Below are 25,365 nucleotides of genomic sequence, written 5' to 3'. Positions count from 1 at the left end.
TTTAAGCATTCTTATTCGTATGGCTCTGCGCTGCTGCAGCAGCAAACCTTGTCAGGAATCCGAGCCATTTCTGCATCGTCTCAGAATCAAACAGATCAGTGTCATATTCCAATGTGAACCGTGCTTTTCCATCTTCTTCTTGCAGGAAAAGGATCACATCATGTTTTGCCGTCGCGTTGTCGACAAACGCATCCATTTTGTCTGACAGTATACCCGGTTGATCTGGCGCCAGCATGGGCAAGCCTGGCTGCGTTGTTTCTTCGCCGCCAAGTGCACCAAACCGTTGATATTCAAACACCACATTCACAAGCGGCTGCCTATTGGTGTTGCGCTTTGGGGCGACGGCACGGACAAGCTCATCAAACGGATAATCCTGGCGATCCAGGGCTTCAGTCAGATTGACGTGAATCTTGTCAATCAATGTATCGAGCTCTGTGTCAGCATCAAGCTGCACACGGATTGGCAATACATTAACGAAGAAGCCAATCAAGCCTTCGGTTTCGGTCTTCTCGCGGCCCGCAACACCCATGCCGATAACAAGGTCTTCCTGACGCGTCAGTCGGTACAACATCGCAGAGAACAGCGCCATGCCAACCGAGGAAAGTGTCGCATTGTGCGCACGTGCAAGAGAATGCAATCCGGCCAGAACGTCATCATCAATCCCCATATGCGCATGTGCGCCACGATAGGATTGAACATCAGGTTTTTTGTGGTCGAACGGCATTTAATTCTGTTCTGGCGCACCGGACAGTTTTTCCCGCCAGTAATCAGCCGCATCCGACCAATCCTGTTGGGACTGCCAGTAGGCAAAGTCCTTGTAAGTGATTGGAAGGGCCGTAAGATCCGCAACCGTATTGTTCAGCGCAGCCTGATAGAAAATACCAAGTTCTTGAACCAGAATGCGTGATGACCAGCCATCACCGACAATGTGATGCGTCGCGATGACAAGAAGCTGCTCACCATCCGCGACATTGATGATTGATGCACGAATAAGCGGCGGCTGATCCAAAGCGATCGGTGTGGCAGCCTCTTCACGGGTAATACGAAGGGCTTCGCGCACCGGATCGGGCTGCTCTGCAATGTTGTGAACCGTAACATCCGGGGCCGAGGCCGTGGTGATACGTTGGCAAATGCCATCATCGCCTTGTTCAAAAGCGGTACGCAGTGGTTCGTGCCGTTCCACCAAACTTGTCAGTGCAGTCCTTAGGGTATCTTGTTGTAACGTCCCGTCACAGCGCAGGACATAGAGCATGCCATACGCACCACTGTCATGTGCCATTTCGGACAACAGATAAAGGCGCTTCTGCGCGTGGCTTGCCGGATAAACGGCCATGTCAGGGGCAATGGGAATGCGTGCGTCTTGTTGGTTCGTTTCGTCGCCTTGGTTGCGATCAATCAGTTCCGCAAGTCCGGCGACGGTCGGATGGGCAAAGAAGTCCGCCATACTGATACGTGAACCGGTGCGATCAGCAATACGGTTGACGATCCGGATCGCAAGCAGGCTGTGGCCGCCAAGCTTGACGAAACTTGTCGCAGGATCAGTGATCTGCTTTTTGAAAACTTCGCTGAAGATCTCTGCGATCACACTGACAGTTTCTGAGCTATTCGCATTCAATATCGCGGGGCTCGACATCGCACCAGCTTGCGTTTCGGGCTCATTGTGCCAGTGGCGCAGTTTGGAAAGCGGTGATCCAGACACAAAGTCGATATCCCGGATCAATCGGGTTTCGGAGGTCACCATATGCTCAAGGGTCGCGGCAAAGGCGCGACACAGGTCGTTCATGGAACTGCGATCAAACATGTCGGCGTAATAATCGAGTGCCACGGTCATCTGTTCAGGAACATCTCGCACAAAGATCGAGATATCGTTCTTGCAGTGATGACGATGGACATCAATGCCTTCTGACGCAATCTTGACGATATCTTGCCCGACACCAGTGCTTTCAAAGTTCATGTAGGAAACCGAGACTTCCGACAGCAGGGTGCGATCCGGTGCCGCGGGTGGTGCCAGGTCATGCAGCAACTGATCCAGGAAGTACGCCCGGTGGCGCATCGCTTCGATATGATGTCGTTGCATGCGTGCAAGCAGGTCCGCCACATTCTCTGTGCCATCGAACTGCATGCGCATCGGCAACAGGGAAACCATCATGCCCAATGTATCGCGAAAGCCTGTCGCGTCACGCGCATCAACAGGAACACTGATGACCACGTCATTGGTCTTCGCCAAACGGCCAAGCAACGTAAACCAGGTTGCCATAACAAGGGTATACATCGTCACATGATTTGAAGAGGCAAACTTGCGTGCTTTGGCAAGCAGGTCCTGATCAATGACAAGCGATGTGATCGCGCCATTAAAGCTGTGATAAGCCGGGCGCGGACGATCCGATGGCAAGTCCAGTTTGGGAAGACTTCCGGCATAGATCGACTGCCAATAGTTGCGTGCGGCGGCAATGCGTTTGGTGTTTTCTTCGTTTTGGCTCCACCACGCATAGTCGTTAAGTTGATACCCCAATGGTGGCAGCGCTTTGCCATTGCAAAGATACACCACCTCGCCAAGGATGCGCTCAGTTGTGAAGCCATCAGCGAGAACATGGTGAATATCAAAGAACAGTGCGGTTTTGCCAAATTGATCCTGCAACAGCATCCAGCGCACCGGAACACCATCATCAAGATCAAACGGGCGTATCTGTGCAACACAGGCGTCACTTAGAGATCCTTCAACCCTGCGAACATCAAGATCAAGTCTGGCCAGAGCATCCTCGGGCGCGATGATCCCCATATGCCAGCTTTCTTCAGACGCATTATGGATAATGCGGGTGCGCAGGACGTTCTCGCGTTTAGTGACCTCTCGGATCGCCTCTTTCAGGCGTTCCAAATCAACTGACGGGTCTATGACATAGGCATGCGGCAGGTTAAACGCTGTGCCCATATTGCCCTTTTGCGAAGCGTTCAGGACGGACAGTTGCTCTGGCGAAATCGGATAACGATCAAGTTTCGGCGCCTTGCGCGGATCAATTGTGGTTGGTTCAACACCGACGCCCGTTTTGGGCGTGAACGCTGTGGGTGCTTCATTCATGCCACCTGAAACGTCGGGGTTTGTCGCTTCAGCTGTGCCCAGCAGCTTTGCTGACAGTTTGCTAATCGTGGATTGCTCGAAAAGATCCGTCAGGCTGACATCAAGACCGAGTTCCTTGGCTATACGATCAACGATTTGCATGCCAGTGATGGAATCACCGCCCAGTGCAAAGAAGTCCTCATCCAGATCAATCGTGTCATAGCCCAGTGCGTCGGCCCAAATCGCGATGATCGCGGCATGCGGTGCTTTGGCGCCGTGCGCATTTTTCGCCGCAGGTTCCATAGAAGGTGCAGGCTGAGGCGTTGCAACATCTGTCTCAGGCACACCAGCGAGTTCTGCAATGGCGGCTGTTGTTGGCGCAGAAAACAGATCAGAGATGCTCAGTTCCGTGCCAAGCGTGTTGTTCATGCGATCGACAATTTGCATACCGGTGATGGAATCCCCACCCAGAGCAAAGAAGTCGTCGTTGGCATCCACACTGTCATAACCAAGTGCCTCGGCCCATATCGCTGCGATATGTTGTCGTGCACTGAGGGCAACGCTTTGGGGAGCTCCTTTAGCTACTTTCCGAGTGGCATCTGATTGAGCCGCGTTACGTGTTTGGACCAATGCCGGGTCAACGACGGTCAATTGCGCGGACGTCAAACGGATGGCATCACGCCAGATCGTTTTGGCATCTTTCGGGGAAATCCAGGCACCGTCTTCCAAAAGCACATTATGACGTGCCGCCATGCCCTGTTCGCTGAGCGCACACCAGTCAATCGTCAGGGCGGCTTTCCCATCTGCCTTGCGCTGATGTGCCAACCCATCAAGGAAAGCATTGGCCGCGCAATAGGCTGTCTGCCCCGGCGCGCCGCTGATTGCCGTCAGACTGCCAAACATGACAAATGCCGCAATGGCATCATCACGTGTCAGGCGGTCAAGGTTGAGCGCACCAAACATTTTGGCCGCAAGGATATTGTCAAACTTTGCCATATCCCGGCGGACAAGGAAGTCACCATCGGCAATACCGGCAGCATGGACAACGGCACGGATCGGACCATGGTTTGTGCGAACAGACTCAAGCGCTTTGCCAAGGGAAACCGCGTCGGCAACGTCGCACGCATGAACTGAAATCGAGAGGCCCTGATTGCGCAGGTCGGTCAGTTTGGCTTTGGTAGGATCATCAAGGGCATCTTCGCCGCGACGGCCAAGCAGAGCCAGCTTGACCTTGCCATTATTGGCAAATTCTTCGAGCAGCGCGACCGAGAAACCACCTGTACCACCGGTAATAACGCAAACACCACTCGTTGGCCAACTAGTCTGTTCCTTTTTGCGATCACTCGTTGCCGCCGTCAGATCACGCACATAGCGCTGCCCGTTGCGGTAAACGACAATGGGGTCGGTAGCAGGCGGGATTGCCAATTCTTTACCAAGCGGGTCCACCAATGCATTGTCTGGAATGTCGAGATAGCTCAGTTGCAGCTGCGGTTCTTCCCTTGCTGCCGCAAGCACCACACCTGCTACTGCGGATTGAACCGGATTGATGGCAATCAGATCATCGTCAATCCCATACGCACCGCATCCAGTAACAATCAGGCGCAAGCGACCCTGCATGTTTTGTAATATCTTTCGCAGGGCATTTGCCGTGCGATGCGCACTGTCTTCATTGGGACTTAGCATCAGGACTGCATGTGAAACGCCGCTCAAACTATCCTTGGCGATCTGATCTACGCGGATGGTCCGATAGCCGGTTGGACAAGACGAATCGTCTGCGTCGGTGATGAACAGGAAATCTTCCCGAATGTTGGCAGTTGATACAGGCGATATGCGCCAGACTGTTTCAAGAATCTGCGGGCGAAGCTGTTCTGCTCTTTCGCCACTTTTTGCGAAATTCAGGCCACTGGCCAGCATCACAAGCTGTTCTGTCTTGGCGTCGTAAAGCGCAACTTCACCGTACCCGTTTTCATACTGCTCGAAGGAGGCATAGACTTCGTTGCTCTGAACGCCATAAACGGTGACCTGATCAACACCAACCGGCACATATCCACTACCAAGCGTCATCAACGGCATGCTGCATGCGACATCGGCAAGGGCCGGATGAACCAACCAGTCCGCCAAATCACCCCGATATTCGGGTTTGAGCCGCAGGTGCTTGATCGCCGCGTCCTGACGTTTGCTAATATGGAGCGACTGGTTACAGTCCCAGCGATCACTGATTTCGATCGATCCGTATTTCCCGCTGAAATCATTGATGGGAACCTGCAGTGTTGCACGGGATCGGATGTCCGCAAGGCCTGATTTTGGCACTATTTCCTGAGGATCCGACTGCCAAGTGGCCGTCGCAAAAACGCGCCACTTTCCGTTCTTAAGGCGTCCGCCAAGCTCGACGGAGCCGTCATCAGCAAAGCTCAGGCTCACATTGCCATCCGGGATCGCGTTTGCAACCAAAGCCGTGTGCCAGACCAGATTGCTGATGTTGATTGGGGCAGTTTCATTTGCACGCAGTTTCGTGGCCGCTTTGGCGATCAGGGCAGGGACCGCCATGCCGACCAGTGTCGGTTGGCCATTAAGCTTATGATCCTGTAACGGCCAGAAGCGCGGATCATCAATCGCGACGCTAAAGACGCGCGCGCTCGGCGTAGCAACCGGCCCTTGAAGCATGTCGTTTGAAACGGCTCTGGCGCGCTTTTCAAAGGTTGGCTTGAAGCTTTTGCGTGTGAATGGTGCTGGCGGCAAGGAGAGGCGGCGGGCCTTGATGTTTGATGGCCAGTGCAGCGCACCACCTGCCAGATAATGTGCGGTCTGTTTATCTGCGTCTGCAGTCTTTGCCGTGACAACTTCGCAGACTGGCGCATCGGCGTTTTCAGCCTGCATGCTCGGTGTGGTAATGCCGGTTGCAATATCAAGCAGTTGTTCAAGAAGATCCGCCCGATGATCCGCCGCAAAGGCGATGCCGTGCTTTAACCGATCACGTCCCGTCGCCAGCGTGAAGGCAATGTCTTTGAGCGACAGGCTAGCATCATTGCTGATCCGGTGATGCAGGTTGGTTGCATAGGTTCGGAGCGCTTCGGGACTGCCTGCCGAAAGGGCAAAGACCAAGGCTGCTTCCTTGTTTTGATCAGCTTCGTAATGTTTGCTCCGTTCCGGGGCTGCCTCGATCAGAATATGGGCGTTGATCCCGCTTAACCCGAATGAGCTGACACCTGCACGGCGCGGCGTTCCCTGATCGGGAAGCTTGGCCAGCTTGTTTGTCACCACAACTGGTGCACGGTCGAAATTGATCTTGGGGTTCGGGGCTTCGAAGTAAGGTTGCGGCGGCGCCTGATCATGGCGTAGCACCATGATTGCACGTGCCAGACCAAGTGCACCCGCTGTACCGTCCAGATGACCGTAATTGCCTTTGCCCGATCCGATGAAGGCACGGGTTTGGGCCGGTTCGCGGTCCTTGAATGCCCGGGTCAGGCCATCAATCTCAATCGGATCGCCAAGTGATGTTCCGGTGCCATGTGCCTCGAAATAGGAAACCGTCGAAAGTTCGACATCGGCGGCACGCGCGGCATCACGTATGACTTCTGCCTGCATCAGCGGGTTGGGGGCGGCGGCCCCGCTTGATGCACCATCCTGATTAACCGCACTGCCACGGATGATGGCGTGGATGGTATCGCCATCCTGCAACGCGTTGCTAAGCGGTTTGAGAACAAATACAACGCTGCCTTCGCCTACGCCCGTGCCATCGGCTTGGGCGTCAAACGCACGGGTACGGGCAGTTGACGAATCAATCGTAAAGGAACTGTCTGCATCCGGCGGGCAGGGCAGAATTTTCGCCCCACCGGCGATAGCCACCGTGCAACTGCCATCGCGTAGTTGCTGACAGGCTTGATGAACGGCGACGAGTGTGGAAGAGCATGCGGTATCAACAATATTGGCCGGGCCATGCCAGTCTTTCAGGAATGACAGCCGGGTGACGATGTTTGATGGAACGTTTAGCGCAAAAGCTTGCTCGGCCTTGCTCGGTGAAATCTGATCCATTGCCATGCGCCAGACCGGACTGGTGCCACCACCGGCAAAGACGCCAACTTTCTGGCCACGCAATGCATTGCCGCCATAACCGGAATCCTCAACCGCCATCAGTGTTGTTTCAAGGAACAACCGTTGTTCCGGGTCCAGTAATCCGGCGTCAATCGGCGACAGGCGGAAACGCTGCGCATCAAATTCAAACAAATGATCAAGATAGGCGATCTCGCGGAACTTGTTCGGAACCGGTCTGCCAATCGCGCTCAGGATTTCGCGTGTATCTGCTTCGCGCGCCTCTGGCAGTGCACGCACAAGGTCGCGACCCGCGGCAATGTCATCCCAGAACCCGTCAATGGTGTCAGCGCCAGCAACCTGAACAGCCATGCCAATCACGGCAATTGGTTCATCATTGGCAAGAATAGGGGCGTCTGACGCCAGTGTGCCCAAGTTTGACGGCGACGTGGCATCTTCGGAAATCAATTCTGCCTGCTTGGCAATCGTCGGATTGGCAAACAAATCAGCAATTCCGACACGACCGGGCCAATTGGCTTCGAATTTTTCAAACAACCGCAGCAGCAACAGCGAATTGCCACCAATATCAAAGAACCCGTCATCGCGTGTTGGCGTGACCTCGGGTAAAATTTCTGCCCAAAGCTTCGCGACTTCTGCTTCACGTGACTTGCTGTTTTCTGTACCGGTCGCTGTCACGGATGCCGTCAATGGTGCCCTAGCACCCGCACTTGTCGAACGTGCGCGGATTGGCGTGCCTTTAAGCGCCTTGCGATCAACCTTGCCGCTACTTGTCATCGGCAAGTGATCAATGGCAAAGAACCGGGCAGGGATCATATATTCCGGCAGGCGACTGCGCAGATGATCGCGCAGTGAAATCGCATCGATGCTCCCGGATGGCAAAATGAAAGCATGAAGCTCATTCAGCCCCGCAACCGACGCGACAATCACCGGTGCACGTTCCACGTTCGGATGGCTTTCCAGTGCGACTTCAACCTCGCCAATCTCGATCCGGAAGCCACGAATTTTGACCTGATGATCAATACGGCCAAGATATTCGACCGTTCCATCCCGTCGCCAGCGACCAAGATCACCCGTGCGATACAGACGATCACCGCGATCACTTGGATCAGCCGGGAACTTCTCGGCACTCAGTTCGGCCCTGTTACGATACCCAAGCGCGATTTGCGGTCCGCCCAGAATGATCTCGCCCACGACACCAATCGGTAGCGGTTTGAAATCATTGGTCAGGATCTGCACCGTGGTATTGGCGATGGGTTTGCCGATCGGTACCACGTCACCTGTGGTTTGAGGCGAACACGCTTGCCAGGTGACATCAACTGTGGCTTCGGTCGGACCATACAGGTTGTGAAGTTCCGTACCAAAACGCTCAAACAAAAGCGCATTGAAACGGCGAACAACGGAAGCATCCAATGCTTCACCGCTGGCAAAGACGCGCCGCAGGGATGCCAGCTTGTTCACATCGACCATACCGCTCTCAACCGCGGTCAAAAAGGCCGAGAGCATCGATGGTACGAAATGCATGGTCGTGACGCGGTTGTCATGGATCGCATCGGCAATCTGGGCCGGATCACGTTCTGCACCCGGTGGGGGCAGGACAACCTTTGATCCGGTCCATGACCACCAGAACAGCTCCCAAACCGACACATCAAATGTGATCGGCGTTTTTTGCAAGATCACGTCATCCGTACCCAGCGGGAATTCATCCTGCATCCACAAGATACGGTTCAAAACGCCGCGATGGGCGATCTCAACCCCTTTGGGACGGCCGGTGGAGCCCGACGTAAACAGTACATAAGCCAGATCATTCGGGCCGCTTGAAAGTGCCGGGATGTCGGCATCTTCCGACCCGTCAACCAGGATGGTCCGGTCCGCGTCAAACAGGTGGGCCAGATCTGATGTTGTAATCACCCAACCGTCGCCAAGGTCATCAAGCATATCCTTGCGGCGCTGTTCGGGATGATCGGGATCAAGCGGGCTGTAGGCCGCACCGGACAGGAGGATACCATGAATGGCGGCCAGCATATTGACCGACCGGCGAATGGCCACACCGACAACATCGCCGGGCTTAATCGACTTGTCTTTCAGAAGTTTGGCAATACCCGCAGCACGACGGGCAAACTGATGATAGCTCAGCGCTTCCACATCATCCTGAACCGCAACCCGTTCGGGGATTGCTGCAACCTGATCCAGGAACGGTTCGGAAATGCTGCGATCAATCGGAAGGTCTTTTTGTGTAGCGTTAAAGGACCCAATCTGCGCGCGTTCCCTTTCGGGCAGAATGGTAAGTTCGCAAAGCGGTACGTCCACGCTGTCGCCCAGTGCTGATTGGCACAGGGTTTCAAGTCGCTCGATCAAGGATGCGATGGTCGGGCGTTCGAACAACCCGGTATCAAATTCGATCGATCCACACAGCGCACTGTCATCGCGCCAGAAATAGAAACCAAGATCGAACTTGGAGAACGGGAATTCAATCTCCCGAACGGTTGCGTTGGCATCGCCAAGCTTCGCGCCACCCGGAAGGTTATCTTGCCAGGCTACCAGAACATCGAACAACGGATTGCGTGACAGATCGCGCGGCGCCTTGACCGCGTTGACCACATCCTCAAACGGGATGGCATGATCCGCAACCGCATCCAGAACGACCTTTTGCGTCTGCGCCAGATGGCTTTCAAATCGTGCATCTGGATCAAGTTTCTGACGGATCAAAACCGTGTTCACAAAGAACCCGACAAGCCGATCAAGCGATGAATGTTCACGCCCCGCAACCAGCATGCCCATCGCAACATCGCTTTGACCGCAATGACGATAGAGCAAGACCTGCAAAAGTGCGGTCAGGGTGTTAAAGGCGGTTACGCCATATCTCTGAGCGGTTTGCTCGATCAGTCGGGTTGTTGCAGCACCCAATTCGAACTCATAGAAATCACCGGCAAATTTACGTTCGGCCGGACGCGGGAAATCGGTCGGCAGATTAAGCGGCTCGGGCAATTGTGCCAGACGTTCTTTCCAACGTCCTAGGGCCGCTTGACCCTCAGGACCATTCAAATAGTCACGCTGCCAGGCAACGAAATCTTCGTAGTGGCGTTCGATTTTGGGAAGTTCTGCTGCCGTGCCGGCAAGCTCTGCTCGATAAAGTTCTGCCAACTCTGAAAGCAGGATCGGCATCGACCATCCATCGCAAATCGCATGATGCAGTGTAATCATCAGGCAATGGAAATCCTCGGCCACCGTAATCAGATGCGCGCGCACCATGGATGCATCGTTCAGATCAAATGGACGGACTGCTTCAGTGGCTATGAAGGTATCGGCTGCTGCCGCATCCATGTGATGATGGACCAGTTCAAGCGACCCAACCGGTGACAGATACTGGCTGACCCCATCGGGATGATCGGGATCGGATTTAAACCGCAAGCGCAACGCATGCTGGCGTTGTTCAAGCTTATGGAGCGCGCGTTGAAGCGCAGCGGCATCGACGGGGCCCGCAATATCAAGTGTGACCGGAACCGAATAAACCGCAAGCTCCGGCTCCATACGCTGCAGAACCCACAAACGTGCCTGACCACTGGACAGGGCGAATTTTGTCGCCGTCTTGCTTGCCAGAGCGGTCTGCTTTGGCTGGGTTTGATGCTTGGCAGCCAAAAGCGCCATATTGGCTGGCGTGCGTGCTGCGAAGATTTCCTGAAGTTTCGGCCGATAGCCTGTTTCTTCCTCAATCACGCCAGCCAGTCGCATGGCAATCAGGCTATGACCGCCAACGGCAAAGAAATCGGTCGCGGCTGTAATGGTCTTGTTCGGGAAAAGGGCCTCAAACTGATTGATGACAAACCGTTCCAGCGCATTATCGCTTTCAGGTGAAGCCGCGTTTACCTGTTCTTCTTCGGCAAGAACAGCCTGAAGCTTTTTGCGGTCCACTTTGCCATTGGCATTAACCGGCAAGTGTTCCAGTACGACAAAACGTTCAGGCACCATATAGTCGGGGAAGTCGCGCGCCAGAACCGATGCCCAGGCATCCCGTGCATCATGATCAGAAGCAATCGCGGCGCCCAAAAAGGCATCCGCGCCTTGACCAATCGGCATGACGCAAACATTGCGGACGTCATCAAGGGCCAGCAGCTTTTCTTCAATCGCATTCAGCTCAATACGGTGGCCACGAATTTTAACCTGACTATCGCCACGCCCGCCGAACTCAATGGTGCCATCCTCACACCAGCGCACCCGGTCACCGGTCTTATAAAGCCGTTCTTCATCAATGCCGGGGATCTGAACAAATGCACTCTCAGTACGTTCAGGCGCACCGGTATAGCCAAGGGCCAGCCCATCACCTGCGGCATACAGCTCACCCCAGACACCGGTCGGAACCAAATGACCACCATCATCCAAAACATAGACCCGTGTATTGCCAATCGGCTGGCCAATCGGGACCAACCCGGTTTCCAGATCATGTTCCTTAATCAGGTGAGTACAGGTGAATGTGGTGTTTTCAGTCGGGCCATACCCGTTGATCAGAGCAACATCAGGGCAGGCCGCCCAGATTTTGCGCAGGTGAACCGGGCTTAGCGCTTCGCCGCCACTCATCAACCGTTTAAGGGACTTGAAGGCTTCGGGCGCAACATCAGCAATCAGGTTGAACAGACTTGCTGTCATCCACATTGTCGTAACGCCTGCATCACGCAATCTGTCGCCAAGCGATGACAGATCAAACAGGGCGTCGTTCTCAAGAACAAACAACCGCCCACCATTTAGAAGTGCTGCCCAGATTTCCAGTGTGGCCGCGTCAAAGCCAAGCGATGCGGCCTGTGCAATCACATCATGTTCGTCGAACGGAAGTGTTTTGTTGTTCACAACAAGACGGACAATGCCCCGGTTGGGCACCAGAACGCCCTTGGGCTTGCCGGTCGATCCAGATGTGAACATGACATAGGCAAGGTCATCACCGCAGCGTTCGTCCGGGGCTTTGAACTCGACACCGGATTTCAAATCACCTTTGGGCAATGACGCGACTTTGAAGCGATCCGATAGCTTTTCCAGACGATCTTTTTCCGCCGCATCAAACAGCAGTGTAGTTGCCCCGCATTCTTCCATCAGCTCGGCGATGGCATTCGCAGGTAGCGACTTGTCAATTGGCAAGTAAACCGCGCCATGCCAGACAATGCCAAGCATCGTCAAAATGGCATCAAGGTTACGTTCAGACGCAAAGGCGACCGTATCGCCAGCTTTGACACCAATCTGAGCAAGCTTGCCGGAAATATCGGATAATAGAATGCCAAGCTCGGCATAGGTAATCCGGGTCTCGCCGTCGTCAATTGCGGTTTTGTGGGCCCGTCGATCATCGGTAATCTGCTTGGCAAGCAAACTGCCAAGCCCCTCATCGCGTGGGTATTCCGATGCGGTATCGTTGAACTCGTTGATCAGTCGGTTGCGTTCGCCTGCGGGCAAGACATCAACAGCGCTAAGCGACTTGTCAGGGTTTTCCGCCAAGGATGTGATGAGTGTAAGCAGGCTATGGGCAAAGCGTTCTGCCCAGCTTTCGCTGTAAATGGATGTGAAATGCTCGATCGACAGGAACGTACCCGCGCCAAACTTGGCAAGCGTTGCCATCAACGGGAACTTTCCGCCGCCAAAGTCGACCTCATCGATTTCATACAGATCGGGATTGATCTCGATCGTGCTCACGATATCGAATGGAAGGTCCACGTGTCCCTGTTCAATGACAGAAAGATCCTTGATGATCCGTGACAGCGGGTAATCCTGAACATCCATGATCGACAGCATTTCGCGACTGATTTGCTGCGCAAGTACGCCAATTCCGGCTGACATATCTGGCTTGATCGCAATGGGCAGAACATTGGCAAAGCACCCAATTGCTTCGCGTGTTTCTGGCCCGACACGTCCGGAAAACGGCTGCCCGATGACGGCGGCATTACCGGTTTTGTAATGTGCTACCGTCGCTAAAACCAACGCATTCCAAAGCGCTGTTGGTGTTGCCGTTCCCAGGTGGGTTCTGACAGTCTCCAGCGCGTTTACCTGGGCTTCGTCAAGTTGAATAAAGCACCGTTTTACCGTGTTGCTGGCTCTGGCCTCGGCATTTTTGGGCAGCGAAGGAATCAACAAAAGCTCACTACGTTCTTTCCAGAACGCCGCGCCAATCTGTCCACGCTGGCCCTCAAGCGCCTTGATCGAAAGCTTCGCAATTTCCCTTGAATTCTGCTTGGAAAGTTCTGATCCACCGTTGCCAAGTGCCGCGATAACCGCTTGCTCAAGAAGCGGCAGGGATTGTCCATCAAAACATATATGGTCAATGGCAACGACCACAATTGGTGGCGAAACATTCGTCTGCACCAAGTAACCAACGCGTAACAGTGGCCCGTTTTCAAGATCGAAAAGCCCATGACGAATGTCTTCAAGACGCTCGACAACATTGATTGGAACCGGCATGCTTTCATGCACACGCTGAACCAGTTCGCCATTTCGCTCAACGAAGGTTGAACGGAATGAATCACAAGACGCGATGACTTTTTCGAACGCGGTTTTCAGGGCGTCAAACGATGTGCCAACGGGCAGACGGAAACTGACAACGATGTGATAGCTGTCATCCGGTGGAAGATCACGACGCGCGAGCCACTGACCGGCAACCGCGGGATGCGGCTGGAATGAGGTGATAACCGCGCCGCGTTCGTCTTCTACTTGTGCCCACGGATAGGTTGGGTCCGCGGAACCATCACCAAACTCAATTCCAACCCCATGTAGCCATAAGTTCGCGAGCCCGATGGCCAGTGGGTTAGGGGATCCCTGCTGGTCCGCGTCGGCACCGCCCGCGTTAAGATCAGTTTGCAAGGCAATGCACTGGGTTGATGCAATACCATTGACGTTTGCCAAGCGGCTCGCGGTATTTCCAAAGCCGCATTCAACATACAGGGCGTCGGGATGGGATGTTTTGAGTTGATTGATGTTGTCGGCAAACCGAACTGCATTTCGGAGGTGGGAAACCCAGTAATCCGGGTTGGTTGCCTCTTCCGGGCGAAGGGCTGTGCCCGTCAGATTTGATTGTATTTCAATCGTTGGGGCGTGCAATTCGATCTGGTCGAAAGCATTGCGGAAACGATCGAGGACCGGTTCCATCATTTTTGAATGAAATGCACGCGAGACAATAAGGCGGCGGCCTTTTTTGCCAGTCTCGGCGATATGTGCTTCAACCGCGTCAATAACAGACAGGCTACCGGCCACAACAAATTGTCGGGGGCCATTCTTCGCTGCCAGGGATAAATCCGAGCCAAACCTTGTCAGGATTTCGTCGACGTCATCTTCGCTCATCGACAGCGCAAACATTGCACCCGGCTCGGTTTGGCTCATCAACTTGCCGCGTATGACGACAAGTCGCAAGGCATCCTCAAATTGCATGACACCTGCCAGACAGGCAGCGACATATTCGCCAATGCTATGCCCAAGCAGGGCTGTCGGCTTGATGCCAAGGCGCATCAGCCAGCTTGCCTTGGTGTATTCGTTAATGAACAGGGCAGGCTGCGCGTAATCGGTCCGTGTGAGTTTCTCGATATTGGCCGTGCTTTGATCAGCATAAAGCAACAAGTCGCGCAAATCAGGAGGGCCGATGTGGCGCACAACCGATTTGCAGGCAGCATCGATCAATTGCGCCGATACTGGATCAGCATCGTAAAGTGCGCGCGTCATGCCAGGGCGTTGAGACCCCTGACCGGGGAAGAGCAGAATGACAGAATTTTGGGGTGCATCAACGCGCCCTGTCAGATGACCATGATCATCCGGATTACCAAGGGATTTGATGATGCTGTCGGTAGTCGTTCCGACAATGACAGAACGTTCGCAGCTTTCAGACTGATCCGTCGTTGCTTGCCCCAGATCAACAAGGTTTTCCGGTGCGGCACCTTGTTCAAGGCGGCGAAGTGCAGTGCTGAGACTTTTATCAAGCTCATCTCGGCTTTTGGACGCGAATGGCAAGATAATTGTACCATCCTGCCATTGCAGCGGGACTGATGGCTTTACTGCCGTTTTTGCATTGGTGCTGTGTGCGCCAAGACGGTCGATGGCGGCCTTCAGGCGTGTTTCATCCAAATACGGGCTTGTGTTGATCAGATTGTCGGCAAAGCTCTGGGCGGTCGGGTATTCATGCATTTCCTCAAGCTTGACGGCCCGGTCAGCCAGTTCAGCAAACATGCTTTGCGCCCGTGGAAGCAAAAGCGAATGGGCGCCCGCCACAATCAAATTCTCATCAAGCTCGAGATCATCAATCTCAAGAATTCCCGCCCAGACATCCTTCACATAGGTCGCAAGCCGTTTGGCAAAGCTTTCGTTGGAACCCTTGGGACGAAGGGCTTCGATATGGACGGGATCAATGTCTATCTGATCAAGTAACACGCCAATTTTTTGGTCCGGGTTTGCCAAAACGATATCAAGCAATCGGGAAAACGCGGTCGTCAATGCCTGTGTCGTCTGGGCGTCAATGCGGTTGGCATCATATTGCCAGATCAACTCGGATTTTTGTTCGGATGGAGAAATTGTCTCTGAGAAAAATGCCAGCCCGATATCATCGGCAGGGCCGTGATAGACGTTGATTCTTCTGACAGAAAGGTCGTCAAAATGGACCGCGGTTGCGGCGTCCAGACTGTTAAAGGTCGCGCCGGTCGCTGTCAGGCTACGAAGGCCAAGTCCGGCATCACGCATACGCACAGGGCTCATTCTGACATGGCGAATGTCGCGGCGTGATTGCTTGAATATCTGATCGCTTAATTCCAGAATGCTTTTCTGTTCATCCAATTTGACCGAGTAGGGGATTATGCACGAAAACGCTCCCGGCGTTTCACGTTCTTCCCGCCCTAATCTGTTGAGAATGGGCAAGTTCCACATCGGCTCCCGCTCGCCCGTGACCTTGCCCAGGAATACGGCGAAAAGGCCCATCAGGATTGCGGTGGGAGTCGTGCCCACATTGCGTGCCGTCGCATTAAGCACGTCAAGGGTTTCTGTCGAAAGCGGGATCACTACCTGCGCATCTTTTTGAGGCGCGTTGATCGGTAGTGTTGTCACACTTGTTGGTGATCTATCAGGGGTCAGGCGTTCACGCCAATAAGCGACATCGCGTACATATGTCGCAGTTTGCGGATAGGCGTTGTCCGTTTCTATGAACGCGCGATAGGATTTGAAAGGGCAGTCAGGAATGGCTCCATCATTCTTGAGCGCGTTGTATATGGCAGCATTGCGTTCGGCCATAAGATGGCCGCCATACCCGTCGCACACAATGTGATGATAGACGCGAACCCACCAGTAACGGGTTTCACCAAGGCGCAAAACCTGGTGGCGGCAATTCTCGCCATTTTCCAGATCGAAAACACGTTCACGAAATTGCGCGACCTTTTGGCGGGCAATGCATTCTGGATCGTCTTCGAACTGAAGATCAACCACCTCAAACTCAATAGGGCGGTTGGTGGGGGCGAAATGTTGCTGTAATTCGCCATTGCGGATTGCAAAGCACAGTCTAAGTGCGTCATTTTCGCGATCTGTCTGAACGATTGCCTGACGCAACTTTCCGACATCAAGCGTGCCTTCAAAATCAAAAACGTTGCAAATATTGTAGCGTGACGGATCATGCCCCCGGACCATATCCAGCCAGATAGCGGCCTGTGGTGATGTCAGGGGATAAAATGTGTTGTCAGTCCCTGCCAAGACGTCTCTTTGTTCTTCTTGCAACGTCCGATCCCTTAAACGTTATTAATCGCAATCAAGATTTCCAACCGAACGTCAGCATTCCGGTTTAGCTTTTTTTGCGTTGAGTTTTTTGATTTCCCCCTCAATCTGCAGTTTCCACTATGCCTTTCTTTCTGCCTTGTTTTCAAGTGCGTTAGCGCAAATTTGCGTTAACTGTTGATGGTATTTTCCAAGGTGATCTAAGGGCTTCCTTGCAGGACGATCTCGCAATTGCGAAGCGAAGACCTGATAATAGTGATTGTGGAATAAGACGTTAGATATGGTGAGGCCCGTATTGTTTTGAGCCCGGTGTTCAAATTTTTTTGTGTCTTGCAGGCAACCATCTCACCAATACCGTCCAAAGCCGGATAGCCTCCATGCCAACAACATGCAGTCCGATGAACGGCGCCACACCCTTATAAGTCTAACCGATGATACTATCGGGTGGGGCTGCACTATGACGGCAAGACAACGCCAAGGAATGGTGGTGTCAGGAGAGCAATTGCATCATTTTTTATGTAATTAACCGGGGTTTTCGACCAGATCCTCAAAGGCACTAGCGGGTAGGGCATGCATAGGCGCCTGCGAGGACGCCGTTTTGCATTCAGGCTGGCATCCAGGCGTTCAATTCGTTTTCGCTGCTGATTGAGATTGTCAAATGAAGTGTCAGAGTTCAGGTTTTCGATCGTGATTGCGCGCTAAAATCTCGCGGACAAATTCGAAAACTGTTTTCCAAGCTTTAGTCCGCGACAAAGCGATACAAGCGATCAATCGCTGCAAGCTTGCCTGAGAGTGATTCGAACTTAGAACCAACCGAAAAAGGGCATCTCATCAATCTGAACGCGACACTATAATATACCACCCAGTAGTTCTATAATATATATTATGACAAATAATAAACTATGTGATATCCATATAATCACTAAAAACTTCAATCGCTTACGGTCTTATGCTCTCGCGCGAGCGTGCTTATATCACTTCAAACATCAGCGCTCTCACAGTCACCTGCAAGCGCAAAGCTGACACTAAAGATGCAGCCGCTATGGGCTTTCGGTTCGGTCAATCTCACCTTGGTGTCATGACGTGCGGCTATCTCTTTGACGATGGACAGCCCCAAACCGCACCCTTCATCATATCCGGCATCATTCATGCGGTAAAACCGCTTGAAGACATCCTTGCGATGCTCAACCGGAATCCCGGGACCATTATCCTCCACAGTTAATGTTACCGCGCCTGCCGCTTCGTCCTGTTCGAGCCTGACCGTTACTGCGCTGCCACTGGGACAATATGTCAGTGCATTATGCACAAGGTTTTTCAAAAGCTCCTCGATCAGGGTTGCATCGCCCATGATCATTGCCGGGTCGGTCATGCCTTCGTAGCCAAGGTCAATGCCGCGTTCGATCGCAGCCGGCACCTTGGAACCGGTTACTGCACGGGTGATCTCACACAGATCAACCTTGTCAAACGGTCGCCCAGCAAGGCCTTCGGGTGCTGCACGGGCGGATGCAAGCAGCTGGTTGGCAAGATGTGATGTCTGCCGCGTCGAGGCTGCGATGGTCTCCATGATCTGACGGACTTTCTCAGGGTCTTTCTCACGCTGGCCAAGCTCCGCCTGGGTCCTGAGCGCTGCGAGCGGCGTTCTCAGTTGATGGGCCGCGTCTGCTGTGAACCGCTGCATGGTCTTGAGGCTGTTTTCAAGCCGCCAAAAAAGCTGGTTGATCGCGCCAACCAGATGACGGACTTCTATCGGTACATCGTGTAAAATTGGCCTGAGATCGCTGGGAGACCGGCGATTGAGTGCTTCTTCCAGCCGTGCAAGCGGTTTCAGACCCTGCCCGATCCCGAACCACACGATTATTGCTGCTATTACGATCAGCAGGATCTGACGCGCAGCAGCACTGGCAAGAATATCCTCGCTAAGCCGGGTGCGCGTCCCCATGGTTTCCGCGACAAGAACTTGAAAACGCGTTGCTTTTCGCACACTCGCAACATAACGCGACAACGCCCCGATGCGCACCGTCTCACCATTATAGACCGCATCATAGAAAACAGGCTCTTCGCGTAACGGCTGCAACTTCTCTGGGACCGGCGGTAAATCCTCGTAACCCGTAATAAACTCACCCTGGGCAGTACTGACCTGATAGAAAACCCGGTCCTCTGCGGCACTGGTCAGCATCTCAAGCGCGACATAGGGCACGTCAACTTCGATCTTGCCGCCAATAAGGACAACACGATCGGCAATTGCTAATGCAGAACTTAAAAGTGCACGGTCAAATGCCTGATTTGTCGACTGAACTGCATTCGTCCGGACCTCAAGCAGCATCAGGGAGCTAACCACCAGAAGCGGGATCAGCAAAGAGATAACAAGCCTGCGTCTGAGGGATCGATTGCGCCACTTCATGTCTTTTTCAACAGATAACCAAGACCACGCACGGTCTGGATTTTGACATCTGCTGCCTCAACCCGCTTGCGCAAGCGGCTGATATAAAGTTCGACCGCGTTGGCACTGATATCATCTTCAAATCCGGCCAATTGGTCGACGATCTGTTCCTTGCTCAGAACATGCCCGATCCGCATCAACAGGATTTCAAGGATATTGAGCTCTCGCCGGGGAATATCGACATCACCGCCGTCAATCGTCACCCGGCGCGCCACAGTATCGAAACTGAGTTTGCCGCACTTGATCTGCGTGTTGTGAGTTCCGGCGTTGCGCCGCATCAGCGCCCTCACCCGCGCTTCAAGCTCGACCAGTTCGAACGGCTTGGCGAGATAATCATCAGCGCCAAGATCCAACCCCTTAACCCGGTCTTCGATATCACCGCGCGCGGTCAGGATAAGGACAGCACTCTCAGATCCCCGATGCCGCAGACGTTTGAGGATCTCCAGGCCATCCAGTTTCGGCAGGTTCAAATCAAGTACCACCAAATCGTATTCCTGGGTGCGCAAGACGTCATCGGCTTCCTCGCCATCGGCAATCACATCAACCGCATAACCGGCCTGGCGCAGAGAACCACAAATTCCATCAGCAAGTGCTGCATGATCTTCGACGACAAGGACTCTCATTGTTTGCGTAACTTTTCCCTGATAAACCTCGTCAGAGGCATTTTGTGTGCCACGCATTTTCCCGGCAAAGGCATTCGAGGACAAGCGATATCATCCTTGCCGCACCATAGCCAATAACCCGCCGTGACACAGAGTATTGCAGCATGAATTCGGGCCGTATCTGTATTGGTTTATGTTTCATCGCGCTCGCGATGCAAGTTTCTTCTGCCTTGGCCGAGGTTTTCACATATCCGGCTTTGCAAACGACACAGGCATCAGACCCTGAACAATCGCTTCTGACCAATACGCAACCAACGGCGATTATCTATGGCTCTGCCGATATTGAGGCCTTTGCGCCGGTCATAGAAGCGTTTCAAAACGATAACCCGTTTGTTGCAGTCGATTATCATCAGCTGCAAACCCTTGAGATGTATGACATGACGCAAAGTCAGCGTGCCAATGGGCAGGCGAATGCGGATCTGATTGTCAGCTCTTCAATGGATCTGCAGATGAAACTGGCCAATGATGGATATGCCACATCCCATCAAAGCCCGCAGACCGAGGCCCTGCCCCATTGGGCCCGCTGGCGCAACGAAGCATTTGCCGTCACACAGGAACCCGCTGTCATTGCCTATAATCGCGCATTTTTCCGCGACAATGGTCTTGAGCCCCCCAGAACCCGTGAAGACTTCATCTCCCTGCTCGTAAACAACGACGAACTGCTCAGCGAAAAAGTCACGACCTATGACATCGAACGCAGCGGTGTCGGTTTCCTGTTTCTCGCGCGGGATGAACGCTTCTTTCCAGGCATCTGGGACTTTGTCCGCACCCTTGGTCAGGCCAAGGTAAAGCTGTATTCCAACACATCACCGATGCTTGAGAAAATCGCGTCAGGGCAAGTTGTGCTTGGCTATAACCTTTTGGGGTCATACGCGGATACCTTCAGTCAGCGAAACCCGAACCTTGGCGTCATCCTGCCAGATGATTTTATTGTGGTGTATTCCCGGATCGCCATCATTCCGCGAGGCGCACGCAACCCGGATCTTGGCGCGCGCTTTCTTGATTTCATGTTGTCGATCAAGGGGCAAAGCGTGTTGCAGAATGAAGGTAACTTCAACCCGGTACGCTCAGACGTTCCGCCCAGCACATTTTCGTCGCTGATTTTTGATCGATATGGTGAACGCGTCCGATCCTTCCCGGTCGGGCCCGGACTGCTGGTGTATCTTGATCAAGCCAAGCGTCAGCGCTTCTTGCGGCACTGGCAGGATGCCCTGCTGAACCGCAGATAAGCACCCTGCCTTAATATGTGACGCCGGTTTATGACTTGGCGCCATCTGGCACCGGACGACGATCCGGCCCGGTATAATTCCAGATCATTCGGCGCGGTATCGGCCCCTTGTTTCGACCACCCTGCTCGGTTTGCTCCCAAGCATGGGCAAGAATGCCCACTGACCGCGACAGACAGAAAAGCCCACGCGCCAGTTCCGCTGCAAATCCAAGTTCGGCATAAATCACGGCAGTTGCACCATCAATGTTCATTGGAATGCGCTTGCCCTTGCGCGCCAGAAGTTCCGCTTCGACCGCGCTGGCGATCTCGCCAAACCGGCCGGACACATGTCCTTCTTTGGCAGTTTGACGTACGAGGTCCAACAACCTTGGCGCCCGCGGATCGATCGGATGGAACCGGTGACCAAAGCCCGGAATATGCTTGCCATGTTCGGTAATCTGATGATCAAGACCATCTGAAACAGCGGCTTTCATGTCCTGACCGGCATCAATGCGTGCCGCGATATCATGATAAAGGGCCACAGCTTGTTCGCCTGCCCCACCATGCACGTCACCAAGGACGTTCACCGCACTGGCCATCGCATTGTTGAGACCGACACCACAGGTCGCAGCCATGCGCGCAATTGCGATGCTTGGCGCCTGAGGCCCGTGGTCAACCGCAGAAACAAGAGCAGCCTCAAGCAGCCTGGCCTGTGGCACGGATGGCAGTTCGCCGCGTGTCATCAGCCAGATCATCATCGGAAAACTGATATTGCCGATCAGGTCCTCAATCGCGTAACCGCCATAGTGGATTTTGCCGGGCTCCATATCAATAATGCCGGTCTGCCACCAGTCGCGCACTTCGTTTTCAACATCTTCAGCGGTTTTCGAACTCACAGCACGCCCTCCTTGGCAAGGTTATCGATTTCATCATTGGAAAATCCGAGTGAGGACAGAATGCCCTGATTGTCCTGTCCCAGTTCGGGCGGCGGTGCATTCACAGAAGGTGCGTCGCCATCCATCTTGATCCCGGTGCGAAGAATGCGAATATCACGATCAGCCCCTGGCACCTTTTCAAAAGACGCCAGCATCCCGCGATCCGCAATCTGCGGCAGGGCCAAGGCCTGCGGCACGGTCAGTACGGCACCAGCCGGAACACCAACAGCATTCAGTTTCTCAACCCAATCATCCGTCGGCTGCGTAACCAGCACTTCTTCAAGCAACTCGGTCAAAACCGATCTATTTTCGAGCCGTTCCTTGCGCGATACAAATCGAGGATCATCAATCAGGGGTTCAAGGCCAAGAACACCACACAGGGCTTCGAATTGCTCCTGCTTGTTCGCGGCAATATTGATCTGCCCATCGGCTGTGGCGAACGCCCCGGACGGAGATGATGTGAAGTTGTCATTGCCATTCGCGGTCGGTTCCTTGCCGGCAATCAGATAGTTCGACACGACCCAACCCATCGTTGCGATCACTGATTCCAGCATCGAGATATCAATGAAGCTTCCCTTGGCATCGTTGTTGCCCGCGGCACGCCCTGCCAAAGCAGAACTGATCGCAAAGGCCGCCGTCATACCGCCAATGGTATCGGCCATCGGATAGCCAACGCGATAAGTGCCGGTATCTTCCTCGCCCGTGATCGTCATGATGCCTGACAGGCCCTGAACAATCTGATCATAGGCAGGCAGTTTCTTCATCGGGCCGCTTTGGCCAAAACCTGAAATCGCGCAATAAACAAGCCCCGGATTGACCTTTGACAGCACATCATAGCCAAGCTCAAGACGATCCATGACACCGGGACGGAAGTTTTCGACCAACACATCGGCCTTGGCCACGAGCTTCTTGAGGATATCCTTGCCGCGCGGATCCTTCAGATTCAGCGTAATCGAACGCTTTCCGGCATTTTGCGCCATGAATGAAACGCCCATCAGCTTTTCATTTAGCTCCATATCCGCACCAAGCTGACGCGCAAGGTCTCCGCGCCCGGGGGCTTCGACCTTAATCACATCGGCCCCCATATGGGCCAACTGATGACAACAAAATGGCCCAGCCAATACATTGGTCAGGTCCAGAACCGTGATTCCGGAAAGAGAGTTTGGTCCGCTCATGGATATTTCCTAAATTCTGTCTGGTAGAATTATGTTCTATTATATAGAATTTTGAGCTTGGGCAAAATGGTGTTCGCACACTTGCGACGACATCACAGAAAACCGAAACGGATATATCCATGTCAGAACAAAACGTTACGGCGGTCGAACGGGCCTTGGGAATTCTTGATGCCTTCACCGATCAGGACACCGACCTGTCGCTTAAGGACCTTGCCGAGCGCACGGGGCTGTATAAAAGCACCATCTCAAGATTGGCGGGGACTTTGGAGTCATGTGGTTTTCTGATGACGTCCGGGCGTGGCCGTTATCGTCTGGGCCCGGCACTTTGGCGTCTGGGATCAATTTACCGACGGTCATATCGCATGGATGATATCGTTCGACCGCATCTGTCGATGCTGGTTTCGGAATGTGGTGAAACCGCCTCTTTCTATGTACCCGAAGGCCCTAACCGCCTGTGCCTGTTTCGTGAAAACTCGCCAAGCAGCCTGCGTCATCACCTTGAAGAAGGCGCCATCCTGCCATGCGAGTACGGGGCGGCTGGCCACGTGATCCGTGCCTGGGGCGATGGTGTCGATGACAGATCGCTTCAAGTTCTTGATGACAGGTTCGCGCTCAGCGAAGGTGAACGTGATCCTGATATCTCCGCAATTGCCGTTCCTGTGCTGGATCGACAGAACCACCTTCTGGGCGCGCTTGCGCTTTCTGGTCCGATCAGTCGTTTCAGCCCGGAAAAGCGCCTGAAATGCCTGAAATCCTTGCAATCACGGGCTGAAGATTGCGGCAAACGCATGTCTTCGTGATCACAAGCAAGAGCTTATCTTTTCCATGAGCGCATAAATCATGTGAACTTTTTTCACCCGATTTCTGCCGATGACAGGTTGGTGACAGGTTTCCCTGTTACCGTCCCGCCACTGCCGATCCGTGAGTCATAAATTGGCCCGGAACAAACAAAAATAATATTCGGCAAGGGAGGACGGTGAAATTTCCGGGGTCAGATGGTCATTTCCCTCTGAAAGCGGTGTTCAGATTCCCCTTTGCCGAATCTTTGTTCCTTGCGGTCGGCCTGCCACCAATCGGGTGGCTGGGAAAATTGCTTTAGTGTCTGGAGGAGACCCTGATGAACAAACTGTCGATGTTCTCGCGTCGCGGATTTATCGCAGCAGCCACGGCTGTTGCTGTTTCGACTGCTGCATTTGGTGCAATGGATGCCAAAGCTGCAGAAATGGACGAAATTCACTTCGTCATTCCGGGCGGCGCAGGCGGCGGCTGGGATGGCACGGCACGTGGTACCGGTGAAGCTCTGACCAAATCCGGTCTGGTTGGCACCGCATCCTACGAAAACATGTCTGGCGGCGGCGGCGGTAAGGCCATTGCCTACATGATCGAAGCTGCCGATCGCCTTGACAACACCCTGATGGTCAACTCCACCCCGATCATCGTGCGTTCGCTGACCGGTGTCTTCCCGCAGTCGTTCCGCGACCTGACCCCGATTGCAGCCGTTGTTGCCGAATACGCAGCATTCGCCGTTCCGGCTGACAGCCCCTACGCATCCTTCACCGACGTTGTTGAAGCGGTCAAAGCTGATCCGTCTTCGGTCAAGTTCGGTGGTGGTTCTGTTCGTGGCGGTATGGACCACATCGTTGCAGCCTATGCCGTTCAGAAAGGCGGCGGCGATGCCAAGCAGGTCAAATACATCCCTTATGACGCAGGCGGCAAAGCAATTGCAGGCCTTCTGTCGGGTGAAACCGATGTTCTGTCCACAGGTCTGGGCGAACTTCTTGAACTTGCCAAGGCAGGTCAGGTTCGCATTCTGGCTGTAACCTCGAACGAACGTGTTGAAGCTGCTCCGGACGTACCATCGCTTGGTGAACTCGGTATTGATGCCGAATTCGTCAACTGGCGCGGTTACTTCGGTTCGCCGGCTCTGTCGGCTGAAAAAGCTGATGCATATGCCGCGATCCTCAAGGACGTTCAGGCGACCCCGGAATGGGAAACCGTTCGCACCCGCAATGGCTGGGAAAAAATCTACAAGCCGCGTGCTGAATTTTCTGCCTTCATGGAAGATCAGGAAAAGGTCGTAGGCGACTTGATGCGCGAACTTGGCTTCCTGAAATAAGCCACTGATACACAAAT

Annotated in this window: 7 protein-coding genes and 1 pseudogene; 3 read left to right on the top strand and 5 right to left on the bottom strand. The window is 53.7% G+C overall.

Translation table 11 applies throughout. From position 1 onward, the window contains the following. Position 1 precedes the first annotated feature (1 nt). The 3 genes and pseudogenes from HED22_RS01665 to HED22_RS01655 form a co-directional block, all read right to left on the bottom strand. Positions 2-16,792: pseudogene (locus HED22_RS01665) on the bottom strand (amino acid adenylation domain-containing protein). A 1,000-nt stretch (positions 16,793-17,792) separates the two neighbouring features. Next, positions 17,793-19,214 carry a sensor histidine kinase gene (locus HED22_RS01660; RefSeq protein ID WP_167718210.1) on the bottom strand — a complete coding sequence of 474 codons (1,422 nt, stop codon included), beginning with the start codon at positions 19,212-19,214 and terminating at the stop codon, positions 17,793-17,795. After that, entirely contained in the window at positions 19,211-19,876 is a 666-nt protein-coding gene (locus tag HED22_RS01655) for a response regulator transcription factor (RefSeq protein WP_167718207.1), read from the bottom strand. Before HED22_RS01655 ends, HED22_RS01660 begins: the two co-directional genes overlap by 4 nt. Positions 19,877-20,067: 191 nt before the next feature. Between HED22_RS01655 and HED22_RS01650 the strand changes: the two genes are divergently transcribed. Continuing rightward, the gene (locus HED22_RS01650) at positions 20,068-21,144 is read left to right on the top strand and encodes an ABC transporter substrate-binding protein (RefSeq protein WP_254869660.1); all 1,077 of its coding nucleotides are present in this window, start codon (positions 20,068-20,070) and stop codon (positions 21,142-21,144) included. 28 nt (positions 21,145-21,172) lie between these two features. Here the strand turns inward: HED22_RS01650 and HED22_RS01645 are convergent, their stop codons facing one another. Continuing rightward, positions 21,173-22,018: a citryl-CoA lyase gene (locus HED22_RS01645; RefSeq protein WP_167718204.1), complete on the bottom strand. Its 846-nt coding sequence runs from the start codon at positions 22,016-22,018 to the stop codon at positions 21,173-21,175. Beyond that, a complete protein-coding gene (locus HED22_RS01640) occupies positions 22,015-23,232 on the bottom strand; it encodes a CaiB/BaiF CoA-transferase family protein (RefSeq protein ID WP_167718202.1) in 1,218 nt (405 codons plus the stop codon). Before HED22_RS01640 ends, HED22_RS01645 begins: the two co-directional genes overlap by 4 nt. Before the next feature lie 119 nt (positions 23,233-23,351). Here HED22_RS01640 and HED22_RS01635 point away from each other — a divergent pair, with 119 nt between their 5' ends. Both HED22_RS01635 and HED22_RS01630 read left to right on the top strand, forming a co-directional pair. Then, a complete protein-coding gene (locus HED22_RS01635; protein ID WP_167718200.1) occupies positions 23,352-24,032 on the top strand; it encodes an IclR family transcriptional regulator in 681 nt (226 codons plus the stop codon). A 317-nt stretch (positions 24,033-24,349) separates the two neighbouring features. Next, positions 24,350-25,348: a tripartite tricarboxylate transporter substrate binding protein gene (locus HED22_RS01630; RefSeq protein WP_175581082.1), complete on the top strand. Its 999-nt coding sequence runs from the start codon at positions 24,350-24,352 to the stop codon at positions 25,346-25,348. The last annotated feature ends 17 nt before the right edge of the window (positions 25,349-25,365 follow it).

This window comes from Thalassospira sp. HF15 (genome assembly GCF_011806525.1).
GTDB lineage: Bacteria > Pseudomonadota > Alphaproteobacteria > Rhodospirillales > Thalassospiraceae > Thalassospira.
This window is presented reverse-complemented; position numbering and strand designations above follow the sequence as displayed.